This is a genomic window from Corynebacterium sp. HMSC078A10 (genome assembly GCF_001811565.1).
Taxonomy (GTDB): domain Bacteria; phylum Actinomycetota; class Actinomycetes; order Mycobacteriales; family Mycobacteriaceae; genus Corynebacterium; species Corynebacterium hesseae.
The window spans coordinates 17,258-32,883 of sequence record NZ_KV805217.1 but is presented as its reverse complement, the minus strand read 5'-3'; the positions used below and the strand labels follow the sequence as shown (position 1 = coordinate 32,883).

Here is a 15,626-nt window from a genome sequence, read left to right as displayed (position 1 = left end):
CACTTTTGGGGTGAAGGCACGCGGCGATGAGGGGCACGCTAGACTAGGCCGCACTGTATAAAGACTGTCCCCTACCAGAGGAGTCCCATTAGCTATGGCATCCGTCATTGATACCGTCGTCAGCCTGTGTAAGCGCCGCGGCTTGGTCTACCAGGCAGGTGAAATTTATGGCGGTTCCCGCTCTGCGTGGGACTACGGCCCGCTTGGCGTCGAGCTCAAGGAAAACATCAAGCGCCAGTGGTGGCGCCACATGGTGCAGTCCCGCGATGACGTCGTGGGCGTCGATACGTCCGTGATCCAGCCACGCCAGGTGTGGGTGTCCTCCGGCCACGTTGAGGTTTTCACCGACCCGCTGGTGGAGTCCAAGCACACCGGTAAGCGCTACCGCGCGGACCACCTGATCGAGGCCTACGAGGAAAAGCACGGCCACGAGCCGGCCAACGGCCTGGCTGACATCAACGATCCGGAGACTGGCCAGCCGGGTGACTGGACCGAGCCGAAGGCCTTCTCCGGTTTGCTTAAGACCTTCCTGGGCCCGGTCGACGACGAGCAGGGTCTGCACTACCTGCGCCCGGAGACCGCGCAGGGCATCTTTGTGAACTTCAAGAACGTGATGACCTCGGCGCGTATGAAGCCGCCGTTCGGCATTGCGAACATCGGTAAGTCCTTCCGCAACGAGATCACCCCGGGTAACTTCATCTTCCGTACCCGCGAGTTCGAGCAGATGGAGATGGAGTTCTTCGTCAAGCCGGGCGAGGACGAAGAGTGGCACCAGTACTGGATCGATGACCGCTTCAACTGGTACATCGACCTCGGTATCAAGGAAGAGAACCTGCGCCTCTACGAGCACCCGCAGGAGAAGCTCTCCCACTACTCCAAGCGCACCGTGGACGTCGAGTACGCCTATAACTTCAAGGGCTCCAAGTGGGGCGAGCTGGAGGGCGTGGCCAACCGCACGGACTATGACCTTTCCGTGCACACCAAGGGCTCGGGCGAGGACCTGTCCTACTTTGACCAGGAGGCTGGCGAGCGCTGGACCCCGTACGTTATTGAGCCGGCTGCCGGCCTGGGCCGCGCCATGATGGCCTTCCTTATCGATGCCTACGACGAAGAGGAGGCCCCGAACGCCAAGGGCGGTACCGATAAGCGCGTGGTGCTGCGCCTGGACCGCCGTCTGGCTCCGGTCAAGGTGGCCGTGCTGCCGCTGTCGAAGAAGGAAGAGCTGTCCACCCCGGCCCGCGAATTGGCGAACAAGCTGCGCGCCAACTGGAACGTGGAGTTCGATGTCTCTGGTGCGATCGGCCGCCGCTACCGCCGCCAGGATGAGATCGGCACGCCGTTCTGCGTGACCTATGACTTCGACACCCTCGAGGACAACGCGGTCACCGTGCGTGAGCGTGACTCCATGGAGCAGGAGCGCGTCAAGCTCGACGAGCTTGAGGCTTACCTGGCCGCCCGACTGGCTGGCTGCTAATGCATTACACCAGCTGGGACCGCAGCGACCGCAAGAACCCGGTCCTCCTCGTGGGGGAGGGGCCGGCGTCGTTGGGCATGTTCCAGGAGCGCTCGGCGGACGTGGAAGGCGAGCACTGGCGCTTGGGACTCGATGACCTGGGCGCGTCGGTGACCTTGGAAGATGACCGCGTCTACCGCCTGGCGGGCAACCCCAAGCGCGATAAGCGTTTGGAAGCTTCCCTGGATGGGCGCACGTTCGCCTTCATCAACGAGTCCGGTGGCGACTGGATTGTCGAGGACCACGAGGGGCTGAAAATCGCCCAGTTCTCCTCTAAGAATTCTGGTGTGCGTAAGGCCATCCTCGAATTCGAGGGCGAGGACAGCGATGATTCCGATGACCTCAGCCACTCGGAGATTGCTGCCCTGAGCTGGTTTACGCGCGTCATTTTGGAGGCGCGGACGCAGAAGACTGCGATTCCGATCATCGCGACGCTGCTGCTCATGACCATCGTTGCCATTGTTGCGGTGCTTCTCTGATGCAGCGCTGGGTGTGGCGCGATGAGGCGCTGGTGGATGGCGCGGGCGTGGTCATCGCCCGCGTGAGACCGACGGGCCTGCTGCTGCCCGGGACGGACACCACCATCGCCTTCGAGCACATCCCGGGCGCGCGCCGCTTTACCGTGCGCGGGCCCGACTTTTCCGCGGAACAGACCAGCTTCACAGTGAACAAGCTGCGCGCGGCGTGCGAGGGCCGCGAGTACCTGCTTGAGCGCACGAATCCATTCCGCCGCGAGCGCCGCATCCTCGCTCTGTCTGGCCCCGCCGCCGAGGTCGCCCGCACCACCCCGCGGGGCCGCGACCTCGAAGTCGCGGTGGGCGAGCTCCCCCTCACGGACGCTGCCTTCACCAGCTACTGTTGCCTGCTTCTCGACGGCTCCGTCCGCCCCTTTCGCACCTAACCTACCTTCCGCGATATAGCCAGAACTGGCGTGGAAACTTGGGTGATTTCATCAAAAGGGGAGCTCTTCTGGCATCCTTGCTCGGCTTGGTATGCCAGTAGAGGGTTCTAGTTAGATGGTTGCAGTCATAAGGTTTGTTTGCCCCCAAACGAACCATCTAGCTCGGTGCAGAAGGTTTACTTGCCCCCAGGTAAACCGTTTGACTGCAACCTTGTGAGAGAAGCCTTTTGACGAGAACCATGTGCATGACCGTGTTCCACCTACCGTGCATTCGCACCACCCCGTATCCGAGGAGCTGATTGGCCGGCTACCGAGACGCGGTCCAATCGCCGGATGCGTGCACAGGAAATCCGGCCGAAGGCATCTCGCAAACGGCATCCGACAGAAGGCATCTGGCAAATGGTGTCTGACAAAAGGCGCCTTTGGGGCTGAAAACGCCATGTGGAGGGCTCAAAAGGCGTTTTTAGCTGTGAAAACGCCTTCTAGAAGATGCCTTGTGCAAGGCGCCTTTTGTGAGATGCCATGCGGGACCGCCCCGGTTATGAGATGCCGGGTGTGGGCCGCGGGCTTCGAGGCCTAGGCGCCGGGCAGGGGAGAAGTATGAAGGCGGCTGGGGGAGCCGCCGGCGGAAAAGGGGAGAAGGCGAGGAATCGGAGCAGGGGAGGGGGCGGCTAGAAGGAGCCGCCGCGGAAACCGCCTCCGCCTCCGCCGCCCGAGAAGCCACCGCCGCCGAAGCCTCCACCACCGGAGAAGCCGCCACCGAAGCCTCCACCACGGGAGCTGCCGCCGCCGAGGATTTGGCCAATGACCATGCCGGTGAGGATGTTGCCCGCGGCATCGGTGGCCTGGCGGCGCTGCTCCCGGCGGCGATAAGCCTCCAGGTCTTCCTTCGCGCGGTTGAGCGAAGTCTGCGCAGCAGAAGCGGCATCGCGGGAATAGTTGAGCGCCGCGCGCAGGTCCTTGGAGGCGGAGTTCTGGGCTTGGGCGAAGAGGCGGGAGGCATCGGCAAGCGCGACGCGCGCATCGGGGCCCACCACGCGGCCGCGCGAGGACAGCAGGTCTTCCGCCGCCTGGATGGCGGACTCGGCCGCGGCAATCTGCTGGCGATAGAGCGCAATCTGTCGCTCGCGGGTGGCGTTGGTTTCGCGGACGGTATCGAGCTGCTCGTCCAGCTTGCTATCGAGCGCCGTCAGCGCGGTGTACTGCCCCAGCGGGTCGGCCTTGCCCTGCTGGCGAGCCGCACTGAGCGCCTCCCGCGCCTGAACGAGCAGCGACTCCAGCGCGGACCAATCGGCAGGGGAGCCCTGCGCCTTTCCTTGCTGCTCGAGTTGCTGTGCTTCGGCGATTTCTTCCTCGACCTCATCGATGAGCGCCGGCAGGTTATCCTGCGCCGCGGTGATCGAGTTCTCCGCGTTCTCCACGGCGCTGAGCAGGCGGTCGGAGACCTCGAGCGCATGCTCGGCATCGCGGATATAGCCCACCAAAGGGCCCTGCTGCCCGGCGGGCTGGGACTGCAGCTCGCGACCGCGCGACAGCAACTTCTCAGCCTCGTCGAGCGAGACCTCTGCCATCTCCGGGTTATCCGCAATCGAGGACAACGCCTCCGCGGAATGAGAAGCACTGAGGGATGACAATGTCGTGCGCGCCTGCGGCAGACGCCCGCGCAGATCGACGGTGCGCTGGGTCAGCTCATCCAGCTTGGAACCGGCGTTGATGAGCAAGTCACGCATCTTGGCAAAGTCCGCCGCCTGCTCATCCAACGCATCATCTGCCTGCCCGCAGGAAGAGATAATCTCCACCAGCATTTGACGGCGCTCCGAAGTCGATTCCGGCAGGTTGTCCTGCAGCCTCTGCTGCAGCTGGAATGCCTTCTGCAGTGTTAGCGTGGAGTGGTTCATCGCGCGCGTGAACGGGCGGGTGCGCTCGGGGCCGAACTCGGCCACCGCGATGTCGAGCTCCTCCTTGCCGCGGCGGATCGACTCATCGGTGGAGACCAGCTCCTCCTGCGCCAGTTTCTCCAACGTATCCATATCCAGGCGGTCGAGCTGCGCGGTATTGCCCGGCTCAATCTGGCGCGCGGACTCCAGAGTGGCCGCCGAGTCCTTCTTTGTCTTGCGCCTGTTGGCCACCGCGATTCCGCCACCCGCCAAAGCCAGCGCGCCTGCGCCGCCAGCTAGCCACAGGCCTCCGGAGCCATCGGAGTCAGAAGCAGCAGAAGCGCCAGAAGACGACCCCGCAGAACCGGAAGCGGCAGCGTCGACAAGCGCAAGTGCGGAGGGGCCGTACTGGTGACCTTCGGCAAGCTTGGCGTAGGCCGCGTCATACATCGCATCCAGGCGCCCACGCGGCCAGTCTTTACCCGTCTGCACGCCCACGGTGGAATCATCCACGCCCACCACATAGGCCGCGGAGTTCGGGCCCTTGGACTGCACAATCTCACCTGCATAGCTCTCCGCGCCCTCCGACAGCGAGGAGGCAAAGACCACGAAAATCACCACGTGGTTCTCCTGCTGCAGCGCGGCAATCTTGTCCTCCAACTCGGACTTCTCCGAGTCCGAGAGCACCCCCGCCTCATCCGTCACCTTGTCCTTAATGGAGGCCGCCTCGGGTGCGGCGAGAACGAAGTCCGCCGCCACGGCGGGGCTAGCAGTGGCCAACCCCAACACCACAGCGGCAAGGGCGGCGCGACCAAAACGAGCAGCAGTAGTCATGCGCACCACGATACCTTCCCACCCAGCGCTAGAGTGGTCAGACAGTGAAGTACGTTATTGTCCTCGGCGCCGCACAGTACGACGGGCGCCCCTCCCGCATCCTGTCCGGCCGCGTGCGCTGTGCCGCCGAGTACGCCGCCGCGCACGACCTGCCCATCATCACCGTGGGCGGCAAGCTGCCCGGCGATAGGTTCACCGAGGCCGGGGTGGCTAAGCGCATGCTTGACGACGATCCCCTCAACGTCACCGCCCTCGAGGAAGGCCTGGACACCCGCAGCGAGCTGATTGCCGCGCGCGAGAAGCTGGGCGTGACCGAGGCCGTCATCATCACCGATCCGCTCCACCGCCTGCGCACCTTCCTTATCGCCCGCCAAGAAGGAATCACCGCGACCGTTATGGGCACGCCCTATTATCCTTCCCCGCGTTTCTCCATCCCGTGGTGGCGCTACCTGGCCCACGAGACCGGCGGCTTGGCCTACCTGGGCCTGCGCACCCTGCTGGGGGAGGAGCGCACCGATGGCGTGCGCGCGGCCTTCTACCGCATCGAGCGCATTATTCGCCCCAACCAGGCCCTGCGCCACCGCGTCATTGGCGCGAGGCAGACCCAGGAAGGCCAGGACTCCGCCTAAACTTAAAACCCGTGAGCTATTCCTACCGCGCAGAAGACGTCGCCCGCCTCGCTTCCGAGTCACCCAAAGGCTCGGCCTTGCTCAAATCCGAGGAGCACCGCGGCGCCTTCTCCCGGGACCGCGCCCGCGTTCTGCACTCCGCGGCGCTGCGCCGCCTAGCGGATAAGACCCAGGTGGTGGGCCCTCGCGATGGCGATACCCCGCGCACCCGGCTCACGCACTCCCTGGAGGTCAGCCAGATCGCCCGCAGCATCGGTGCCGGCTTAGGGCTGGATCCAGACCTGTGCGATATGGCGGGGCTAACCCATGACATCGGCCACCCGCCCTACGGCCACAACGGCGAGAATGCGCTTAACGAGGTAGCCCTCGGCGGCTTCGAGGGCAACGCCCAGACCCTGCGCATCCTGGCCAAGCTGGAGCCCAAGGTGGTCCTGGATACCCCGGCGGGCCCGCGCAGCTATGGTTTGAACCTCACCCGCGCCTCGCTCGATGCGGCTTGCAAATACCCCTGGACCAAGACCAACCCGGATGGCACGACCAACCGCAAATACGGCGCCTATGACGAGGACGTGGACATTCTGGAGTGGCTGCGCCAGGGGCATAGCGATAAGCGCAAGTCCATGGAGGCGCAGGTGATGGACTGGTCGGATGACATCGCCTATTCCGTCCACGACGTCGAAGACGGCATCATCTCCCGCCGCATCTCTTTGAACGTGCTGTGGGACCTGGTGGAGCTGGCCAACCTCGCGGACAAGGGCGCCAAGGCCTTCGGCGGCACTGCCGACGAGCTCCTGGAGGCCGCCGACCGCCTGCGCCAGCTGGACGTCATCAACGCCATCGGCAACTTCGACTACTCCCTGGGCTCCTATGCCAACTTGAAGAAGATGACCTCCGAGCTCGTCGGCCGCTACGTGGGCGCTACTGTCTCCGCCACGCTCGCGGCTAACGACGGCCCACTCGGCCGCATGCACGGCGACCTCGCCGTCCCGCCGGGCGCGGTGGCTGAGGTAACGCTGCTGAAAACCATCGCCGTGCTCTACGTCATGGATGAGCCCGCCCACCTGGCCCGTCAAGACCGCCAGCGCGAGCGCATCTACCGCGTCTACGACTACCTGGTGGCCGGCGCGCCGGGCTCTCTCGACGCCACCTTCGCCCTGTGGTGGAAACAAGCCGACACCGATCTGGAACGTGACCGCGCCATCATCGACCAGATCGCCTCCATGACGGAATCACGCCTCGAGCGCCTAGCACAGCGCAGCGCCGAGCTCTTCGGCTTCTTGAGCTAGGGCTGAGCTAGCGCATCCGGCAACTGGCAGAAGGCGGGGAAGGGGCGTGCTGCGCGCAACGGCCGGGGAAACGGGAGATATCCGTCACTCGATAGTTGAACACCGTTTACTTTGGCGTCATGCACCTGACAACTCGTTGTTAAACGAGCAGCTTAGCCTCGGGCAGGCCGTAAGCTGTGCGGCTCCTTTGGAGCCCTCAGAAGCGGACGTCTCTTCATTTTGCTATCTGTCAAGGAATTTTTGTGTCTCAAAAGAAGTCTCGTAAAAAGCTGCATCAAGCCGCGCTGATCGCCTCCATCAGCCTCGTTGGCTCCAGCCTTGTTGCTCCCGCATTCGCCTCCGCCCAGGACCTGCCCAAGGCAGACATCCTGGACTTGTCCTTGGAGAACGGGACCATCAGCAACTCCGCTTCCGATGTCGCACCGCTGAAGATCGGCGAGCCCACCGTGGAGCAAGACAGCGTGCTCGAGCGCCCCGTGGCCCACTTCGACGGCCGCAAGGATGCCGTCGGCTTCGACATCGGGGACAAGTTTGACCAGATCAAGGACGGCTTCACCGTCGAATGCGTCTTCCGCTACGACGGAGAATTCGACGGCAACGAAAAGAGCCTCTGCGCCAACAAGGAAGCCGGCGGCTGGGCCATGGTCATCTACGGCGACCAGCTCACCTTCACCGTCAACGGCAGCGATGGCTACAAGAAGGCCCAGCAGCAGGTGGAGCCGGGCCAGTGGTACCACGCGGTGGGCGTCTATGACGGCACCAAGAGCGAGCTCTATGTCAACGGCGCCAAAGTGGCTGAGAACACCGAGATCAACGGTGAGGTGACCAAGCCCAAGTCCAACTCCACCGCCGTGATGATCGGCGCGGACTCCGGCCGGGATAACGCCGCCCAGTTCTACTCCGATGCCGTGGTCAGCGAGGCCCGCATCTTCTCCGATCCGCTGGGCGAAGATGAGGTTTCCGCCCTCTATGAGGACTCCAACCTGAGCACCGACAAGAAGGCGGAAATCACCGGCTCCACCCCGAGTGCCGGCCAGCACCTGACGGGCCCGGTGACTTTCGACGTCCAGTTCAACGACGCCGCCCTCATCTCCCGCGAGCTCACCTACACCCTGGATGGCGAGGAGATCGAGCTGGGGCAGGAGATCGGCGCCGGCCTCAAGGAAGGAAACCACTCCATCCAGGTCGAGGGCCGCGATGTCTTTGGCAACCCCATCTCCCAGGCCATCGACTTCGCCTCCGGCAACCTCCCGGGTGCTGCCGGCACCGACTCCACTCCGAGCGGCGAGGGCGTGACCATCTCTGCTCGCGCGGATAATCCGAGCGGTGGGGAGGTAGAAACCACCTTCACCGAAGCCGATGTGGCGGTAGCAGAGAAGGGCTTCCAAGGCACCTTCACTGATATCCCGGAAAGCCTGGACTTTGAGTACGAGGACGGCGAGGACTTTGACAAGGCCTTCAACCCGGACAACGAGGACGCCCAGGAGACCAGCTCCACGGAGGACATGCCTTTCCAGCGCTTTGACCTCAAGGTCAAGGATGCGGAGAAGAAGGCCCACGACATCGCCTGGTCCGGCACCGTGGACCCCAAGCGCTCGGTGCGGCTTATGGCCTGGAATACCAAGAGCAATAGCTGGGAGAAGCTGGCAGAAACCCGCGGCACGGCCGACGCCCAGGTCAGTCTGAGTGCGGAGGTCAACCAGGACTTCGTCGACGGCGGAAGCATCCACACCATGCTGGTGGGCTATGACGTCTTTGCCGATGACCTCAACGAGCCCGTCAACGAGCAATTCGCCGACACCAGCGACTATGACTTCTCCATCGCCCACCACACCGATACCCAATACCTCTCCGAAGGCGCGGTAGAAAAGGCCACCGCCGAGGAACGCAAGAAGTGGGAAGACGGCTACACCGCCGCCACCCAGTGGATCGCGGACAACGCCGAGAAGCGCAAGATCGCCTACTCCGCCCACACCGGAGACATCATCGAGAACTGGATTGGCAAGGACAATGACCGCCCCAATGCCAAGAAGGAATTCGAGGTAGCCTCCAACGCCCAGAAGATTCTGGAGGACGCCGGCGTGGTCAACGGCGTGCTGCCCGGCAACCACGACAACCAAAGCGGCGCGGACGTCGGTGCCGACAACCTCTACAACGAGTACTTTGGCCCGGAGCGCTACGAGGCGCAGCAGGGCACGGGCAAGTGGGCTGAGCAGGATGCCTCCTACCACCCTTATGCTGAGGGCGATAACGACAACCACTATGACTTGTTCTCCTCCAACGGCATGGACTTCATTGCCCTGCACCTGGGCTATGACGTCACTGAGGAGGAAGCCGCGTGGGCGGATAAGGTGCTCAAGCAGTACTCCGACCGCAACGCCATCCTGCTCACCCACGCCTACCTCAAGCCTTCCGCTAACCCGGATGGCCGCGGCTCGGACTTCTCCCACGACGGCGTGATGGTCTATGAGAACGTCATTGAAAAGAACCCCAACGTGGCCCTGGTGTTGGCCGGCCACGAGCACGGCGTATCCATTGTCACCCGCAAGGACGTTGGTCACACCAACAACCACGTGGTGGAGCTTCTCGCGGATTACCAGTTCTACGAGGTCGGCTCCGATGAACTGGGCCTGACGGAGCTAGGCAAGTATGACGACGACACCGGCCTGCGCTTTGGCTCCAGCTACCTGCGCCTCCTGCAGTTTGACCTGAAGAACTCGGAGATGGTCGTGGATACGTATTCGCCGCTTCTCGACGACCACAATGCCACCGAGTACGACGACCGCCACCGCTACAACGGCCACGAGGACGAGTTCCGTGTGCCGATCCAGTTCCAGACCCGCAAGACCAGCTTTGCGACGAACTCCATGCTCGCCCTGACCGATACCGGCAAGGAGATTGGCAAAGACACCGCCAAGTCCGGCTGGCCCGCCAGCGTGACCTACAAGGACGTCAAGGCCGGCCAGGCCTATGGCTGGTACGCCACCTCCGCCGATGCCTCCTCCAAGGAGGACACCAAGCCCGGCATCGTGCGCCAGTTCGGCGTCTTCACCGCGCAGGAGCAGCAGGAGAAGGATAACGAAGCCCCTGAGCTCACCGTTCCGAGCGACAAGCTCACCATCACCAAGGGTGAAAAGGCCAACCTCCTCGAAGGTGTTAGCGCCAAGGACAATAAGGACGGTGACCTCACCGACAAGGTGAAGGTGGTGGGCAACATCGACACCGCCAAGCCGGGCGTGTACTCCGTCACCTACGCCGTGACCGACTCCGCCGGCAACCAGGCCCTGGCCTCCCGCGTCGTGGAAGTCACCGCCGGCAGCGCGGACGACAACACCGACAGCAGCAGCGAGAGCAGCAGCGGATCAAGCAACAGTGGCTCCAGCGGCTCGAGCGACCACTCGAGCAACAGCTCGAGCCGCGGAAGCGTCCTCCCCGCCATCCTCGGCGCCCTCTTCGGCGCCGCAGGCGCCACCGCGGTTATCGCCGGCCTGCTGAACTACCTCGCACCGGAAGTGCGCGATACCGTCAAGCGCGCCCTCGGCCTCTAAGGTCTAAGGCCCCGGCTGGGCCACCACCCGCCGGTCCATCACCGCAGCCGGCCCACAACCTCACTAGCGCACTAGCGCGACGCCCTGGTCCTCCAGCACGGCTGACACCCGCGCTAAGTCTTCCTCCACCATGTCGAAATCCGCGGCAATAATCGCCACGATGTGTTGCTCGCGGAGGAAGTCCGCCAGGGCGTCGAGGTTGCGCGGGGCACCGGACGTGCAGCCGCGCAGGCGCCCGAGCGCGCCGTAGAAGTCCTCGCGCGTGCGGATGGGTTCGGTGATGAGAATGCGTTGCATGCCTTAGTCCTCCGCGTCCGGGATACTGCAGAAGCTGTCGTAGTGGTCGTCGGTGTAGTACCAGACATCCGGGTCGGTCTCGCTGCCGCCGCCGGTGACGATGCGCTTTGCCCCGCGGTGCCCAATCCCCGGGGTTTCCACGGTGTATTCGCGGTAGTAATTCTTTGACTGCTGCGGCAGCGCGCCCTCATAGTTGCCGAAACGCACGTTGTCGTTATCGGGGTAGTCATAGGGCCCGCCGGCCAGGATATCCTCGGCAGTCTCGTGCGCCTCCTGCGGCAGGGAATCCATAGCGCAGGTGGGCAGGTCTGACTCGCCCTGCTTTGCGACGTCCCCCTTATCCCCATCGCCGCCACCGGATGCGCCGGATGCAGCGGACGAAGCAGCCGCAGCCGATGAGGGCGCTGCCTTCTGGTCCGCGCCATCGCCGGAGCCACCGAGGTCAATGCCGAAGTAGCCCGCGACGAGGACTAGAACCGCGCCACCGATGATGGCCGGCAGCGATTTTTTGGAGGGGGAGGATTGGGACATGGCCCCCATCATTGCAGGTATAGGGCCTGAACCAGAAATCCGGACCAGGCCTTTTCCCAATCCCCACTGCAGGTTGTTGGAGGATGTGGGAACAAGCATCAAGGATCCACCCAGCCGTGGGTACCTGTAGCTCCGGCGGGCGGGGTAGTCTGTACGCATGGCACGAGGCAGAATTCCGGACAGCGATATCCAAGCTATCCGTGAACGCGCGCCTATTGATGAAATCGTGGGCGAGTACGTTCAGCTCAAACCCGCTGGCTATGACTCGCTGAAGGGCTTGAGCCCCTTCAAGGATGAGAAGACTCCGTCCTTCCACGTGCGCCCGCAGCGCGGCTATTATCACTGCTTCTCCACCGGCAAGGGCGGAGATGTCTTCAGCTTCCTCATGGAAATGGAGCAGGTTTCCTTCCCAGAGGCCGTTGAGGCAGTAGCCCAGAAGATCGGCTACCACATCAACTACCAGGGTGGCTCCACCGGTGCGCGCGATGAAAAGCCCGGCACTCGCCGCCGCCTCATCGCCGCCAACAAGGCCGCGCACGAGTTCTACCGCCAGCAGCTGGAAACCCCGCAGGCCGCCACTGCTCGTGAGTTCCTCCTCGACCGCGGCTTCTCCAAGGAAATCATCTACGCCTTCGAATGCGGCTATGCACCGGAAGGCTGGGACACTGCCACTAAGCACTTGCTGCGCATGGGCTTTTCCTTTGAGGAGCTCGACGCCGCCGGCATCTCAAAGATGGGCAAGCGCGGTCCCATCGATCGCTTCCACCGGCGTCTGCTGTGGCCCATCAAGGACCTGTCCGGCAACGTTATCGGTTTCGGTGCGCGCAAGCTTTTCGACGATGACAAGCTGGGCAAGTACATGAACACCTCCGAAACCATGCTCTATCACAAGTCCAAGGTGCTCTTCGGCCTGGATTTGGCCAAGCGCAACATCGCGGAGCAACACCAGGCCGTGGTGGTGGAGGGCTATACGGATGTCATGGCCATGTATGCCGCGGGCGTGAAGACCGCCGTGGCCTCCTGCGGTACCGCCTTTGGCGCGGATCACCTACAGGTGTTGCGCCGCCTGATGCTGGATGATTCCTACTTCCACGGCGAGCTCATCTACACCTTCGACGGCGACGAGGCCGGACAGAAGGCCGCCATGCGCGCCTTCGAGGGCGAGCAGAAGTTCACCGGCCAGTCCTTCGTCTCCGTAGCCCCCGATGGAATGGACCCGTGCGATCTGCGCCTCGCGCGCGGTGATGCCGCGGTGCGTGACTTGGTGGCGGACCGCATCCCCATGTTCGAGTTCGTCATCCGCTCCGTCATCTCAGACTTCAGCATCGATACCGCGGAGGGCCGCCTCCAGGCCCTGCGGCGTGCGGTGCCCGTGGTAGCCCAGATCCGGGACCAACCTCTGCAGCGCGAGTACGCCCGCCGCCTTGCCGGCTGGGTGGGCTGGCCCGACCCGGAGGAAGTACTCCACCAGGTACGCCAAGAGGCGCGCAAGCCGAAGAAGGAGCAGCGCCCGCGTTTTGCCTCACTGGAGCAGACCTCCTCTGTGCCCGCGCAGACCAACGCCCCTGTCATGCACATCCCCGGCCCCCGCGAGCCCCACCTATGGCCGCAACGCGAGGCCCTCAAGCTGGCCCTGCAATTCCCGCAGATCGCCGGCAGCTACTTCGACGGGATTACGGAGGATGCCTACTCCAACGAGGCCTACCGCACCATCCGCCGCGCCATCTCGACCCTCGGCGGCGTGACCGCCGGTGCCGAACAGCCCGGCGTGGAATGGCTGGCCGCTGTAGCCGGCGAAATGCCGGACCTCATGGCCCGCAATTTCGTCTCTGAGCTCGCCGTGGAGCCCATCAAGCTGGGGGAGACCGGCAACCCCGATACCGACCTTGAGGCCTACGCCGATTCCGTGCTCTCCCGCCTCCAAGAGGCCCGCGTGGGCGACCAGGTAGCCCAACTCAAAGCACAGCTAGGCCGCATGCGCCCCTCCGACGACGAGGAATCCTACAACTCGCTCTTCGCGGACCTCGTTGCCCTCGAACAAGCCCGCCGCGAGCTCAACGACCGCGCCTTCCGTGGCGTGCGCTAATCCTCGTCCGGCTCGTAAATCCGGTCTGGTTGCACACCATCCGCGGTGCCGCGCTTGCCGCGGCGCCCCTTGTTGTAGTCCTTAAGCTCACGCATACGCGGTTCCGGGTCCAAGCGGTTGGCCACGGCCTTGCGTGCGGAGCGCACCGCGGCCTTGGTGGCGGGGGAGTTGACGGCCTTCTCGTAGGCACCCTTAATTTGGTGATAGCGCTTGCGCCCCGCCTTGGTTCCAAAGACGTATCCGGCGGCAGCACCCACAACAAATTGGATCATTGGAAACTAGTCATCCCCTTACTTCGGGCCAGCGCAACAGCCGGCGTTTGCGTACAACGTACGGGCAACGTGCAATTCTCATGAATAGCCTACCTGCCAAACCAATCCGGGGCAGGTGGCCTCTTGGCAGCGGAGCGAACAGGGATGCCGAATAGATATGGCGAGAACTCTTCCCATAATGCATTCGCTTCAGTTAACTTAATACCTGTGAAGACTTCGAAGCGTACGCATGCGGTATCGGCGGCCGTGGCCATGTCGGCGCTGCTAACAGCCAGCGTGGCGGCAGCTGAGCCCCGCACCAATTGCCTTGAAGAACCGCGCGAAGTCACCGTGAGCGAGGACTAACGTTCATCTCCTCGATACCTCCGGGCCATGTGCGGGAAGCAAGGGCATTGTAGACTCTTATGGAGATTCTCTCCCAGTAGTCAACAAAGGAAGTCTATGTCTAAGCCAAAGATAATGACCGTGTACGGTACCCGCCCTGAAGCCATCAAGGTGGCACCGGTCATCAAGGCTCTGGAGAAGGACGATCGTTTCGAATCTGTCGCCGTCTCCACTGGCCAGCACAAGGAAATGTTGGAACAGGTCAATACCATGTTTGGTATTGAGCCAAAGCTGGATCTTCACCTTATGAAGCCAGGCCAAGGTCTCAATGAGATTGTTTCTCGTGCGCTGATGGGCTTGGATGAGATCATTGACACCGAACAGCCTGATGTCATCATTTCCCAGGGAGATACCTCGACTGCGATGGCTGCAGCGCTTGCTGGTTTCCACCGTGGCGTGAAGATCGTTCACCTCGAAGCTGGTCTGCGTACCGGTGACATTCACTCTCCGTTCCCGGAGGAAGCCAACCGCAAGCTCATTGGCCAGGTGGCAGAGCTGCACCTCGCGCCGACTGCAGGTTCGATGGAAAACCTGCGCCGTGAGAACGTCCGGTCCAAGGATATCGCGGTCACCGGTAATACCGTCATTGATGCTCTTCTGGAGGCCGCCAGCTGGGATACCGAATTTGAGGATCCTGCCCTGCAGGAAGCAGCTGAATCTGGCAAGCGCCTCGTTGTGGTCACCACCCACCGCCGTGAGAACCTCGAGGCGATGAAGGAGATCGGCGGCGCGGTTAAGGATCTTGCAGAAGGATACTTGGACATCAACTTTGTTCTTCCGCTGCACCTGAACCCAAAGGTTCGTGAAGCCGTGCTTCCGGAAGTAGAGTCGTTGCCCAATGTCGTCATCACGAACCCACTTCCTTATGACCAGTTCACCAAGCTTCTTGACTGCGCAACCATCATCCTGACGGATTCCGGCGGAGTCCAGGAGGAAGCCCCGGCACTTGGCAAACCAGTCTTGGTGATGCGCCAAAACACCGAGCGGCCAGAGGCAGTTGTCGCCGGCACCGTGAAGCTTGTAGGAACCAACCGCAGCCTCATCGTGGCGGAAGCCAAGCTGTTGCTTGATGACGACGCCGCGTACCACTCCATGGCCAACGCCGTGAACCCCTACGGCGATGGCAAAGCTGCCGAGCGTGCCGTTGCCGCTATTGCCGAGCTCCTAGAAGTAGGGGAGCGCCTGCCGGATTTCGATCCGGGCATTGAGGCTTAATTCAACTGCGCTGGCGGGCAGGGGTGAGTGTTTGGCGCGCCTGCCCGATCAAGCGGTGCCACGAAAAAAGATACTGTAGAAACACATGTCCTCAGATTTACTGTTTCCTGGGGCGGCTAGGTTCCTCTAGTTGTGTTGGATGTGACTTCGACTATGTGATTCCGAGCTTGGCCAACTGTGCATGGAGCTTGGCGGGTCTAAGCGGTACTTCCGGGGTTTGCTGCGTAGGGAAAGGGAATAGGTCTAATTGCCG

The 15,626-nt window shown here is 62.9% G+C and carries 13 protein-coding genes; 9 read left to right on the top strand and 4 right to left on the bottom strand.

The annotated features are described in order from the left end of the window. Positions 1 to 94 precede the first annotated feature (94 nt). From HMPREF2808_RS08920 to HMPREF2808_RS08910, 3 genes are read left to right on the top strand one after another with little or no spacing between them, the layout of a single operon-like run. On the top strand, positions 95 to 1,474 hold the full coding sequence (locus HMPREF2808_RS08920; RefSeq protein WP_070519608.1) for a glycine--tRNA ligase: 1,380 nt from the start codon (positions 95 to 97) through the stop codon (positions 1,472 to 1,474). Then, entirely contained in the window at positions 1,474 to 1,992 is a 519-nt protein-coding gene (locus HMPREF2808_RS08915; RefSeq protein ID WP_070517870.1) for a hypothetical protein, read from the top strand. Before HMPREF2808_RS08920 ends, HMPREF2808_RS08915 begins: the two co-directional genes overlap by 1 nt. Next, a complete protein-coding gene (locus HMPREF2808_RS08910; protein ID WP_070517869.1) occupies positions 1,992 to 2,414 on the top strand; it encodes a hypothetical protein in 423 nt (140 codons plus the stop codon). The genes HMPREF2808_RS08915 and HMPREF2808_RS08910 overlap by 1 nt, the downstream gene beginning before the upstream one ends. Positions 2,415 to 3,085: 671 nt before the next feature. On the opposite strand, the gene HMPREF2808_RS08905 is transcribed toward HMPREF2808_RS08910, so the two are convergent. After that, positions 3,086 to 5,125 carry a TPM domain-containing protein gene (locus tag HMPREF2808_RS08905; protein WP_070624488.1) on the bottom strand — a complete coding sequence of 680 codons (2,040 nt, stop codon included), beginning with the start codon at positions 5,123 to 5,125 and terminating at the stop codon, positions 3,086 to 3,088. Between the two features lie 44 nt (positions 5,126 to 5,169). Here HMPREF2808_RS08905 and HMPREF2808_RS08900 point away from each other — a divergent pair, with 44 nt between their 5' ends. The 3 genes from HMPREF2808_RS08900 to HMPREF2808_RS08890 all read left to right on the top strand — a co-directional run bounded on the left by HMPREF2808_RS08900 (position 5,170) and on the right by HMPREF2808_RS08890 (position 10,588). Continuing rightward, entirely contained in the window at positions 5,170 to 5,754 is a 585-nt protein-coding gene (locus HMPREF2808_RS08900; RefSeq protein WP_070597387.1) for a YdcF family protein, read from the top strand. Positions 5,755 to 5,765: 11 nt separating this feature from the next. Then, entirely contained in the window at positions 5,766 to 7,040 is a 1,275-nt protein-coding gene (locus HMPREF2808_RS08895; protein WP_070624487.1) for a deoxyguanosinetriphosphate triphosphohydrolase, read from the top strand. 242 nt (positions 7,041 to 7,282) lie between these two features. Next, complete coding sequence (locus HMPREF2808_RS08890; RefSeq protein WP_070624486.1) at positions 7,283 to 10,588, top strand: LamG-like jellyroll fold domain-containing protein; 3,306 nt, start codon at positions 7,283 to 7,285, stop codon at positions 10,586 to 10,588. A 63-nt stretch (positions 10,589 to 10,651) separates the two neighbouring features. Here HMPREF2808_RS08890 and HMPREF2808_RS08885 read toward each other — a convergent pair whose 3' ends face one another. Continuing rightward, positions 10,652 to 10,885 (bottom strand): barstar family protein, encoded by a 234-nt coding sequence (locus tag HMPREF2808_RS08885; RefSeq protein WP_070624485.1) that lies wholly within the window; start codon positions 10,883 to 10,885, stop codon positions 10,652 to 10,654. 3 nt (positions 10,886 to 10,888) lie between these two features. Further along, positions 10,889 to 11,416, bottom strand: a complete 528-nt coding sequence (locus HMPREF2808_RS08880) for a guanyl-specific ribonuclease (RefSeq protein ID WP_070624484.1) — start codon at positions 11,414 to 11,416, stop codon at positions 10,889 to 10,891. A gap of 157 nt (positions 11,417 to 11,573) precedes the next feature. On the opposite strand from HMPREF2808_RS08880, the gene dnaG reads away from it, so the two are divergent. Beyond that, positions 11,574 to 13,502 (top strand): DNA primase, encoded by a 1,929-nt coding sequence (dnaG, locus tag HMPREF2808_RS08875; protein ID WP_070624483.1) that lies wholly within the window; start codon positions 11,574 to 11,576, stop codon positions 13,500 to 13,502. Here dnaG and HMPREF2808_RS08870 read toward each other — a convergent pair. Beyond that, a complete protein-coding gene (locus HMPREF2808_RS08870; RefSeq protein WP_070519625.1) occupies positions 13,499 to 13,774 on the bottom strand; it encodes a hypothetical protein in 276 nt (91 codons plus the stop codon). The two genes, dnaG and HMPREF2808_RS08870, sit on opposite strands and share 4 nt — an antisense overlap. Positions 13,775 to 13,981: 207 nt before the next feature. Between HMPREF2808_RS08870 and HMPREF2808_RS13535 the strand changes: the two genes are divergently transcribed. Further along, positions 13,982 to 14,119, top strand: a complete 138-nt coding sequence (locus HMPREF2808_RS13535) for a hypothetical protein (RefSeq protein WP_154736808.1) — start codon at positions 13,982 to 13,984, stop codon at positions 14,117 to 14,119. Positions 14,120 to 14,215: 96 nt separating this feature from the next. Next, positions 14,216 to 15,373, top strand: a complete 1,158-nt coding sequence (gene wecB, locus HMPREF2808_RS08865) for a non-hydrolyzing UDP-N-acetylglucosamine 2-epimerase (protein ID WP_070624482.1) — start codon at positions 14,216 to 14,218, stop codon at positions 15,371 to 15,373. Positions 15,374 to 15,626 lie beyond the last annotated feature (253 nt).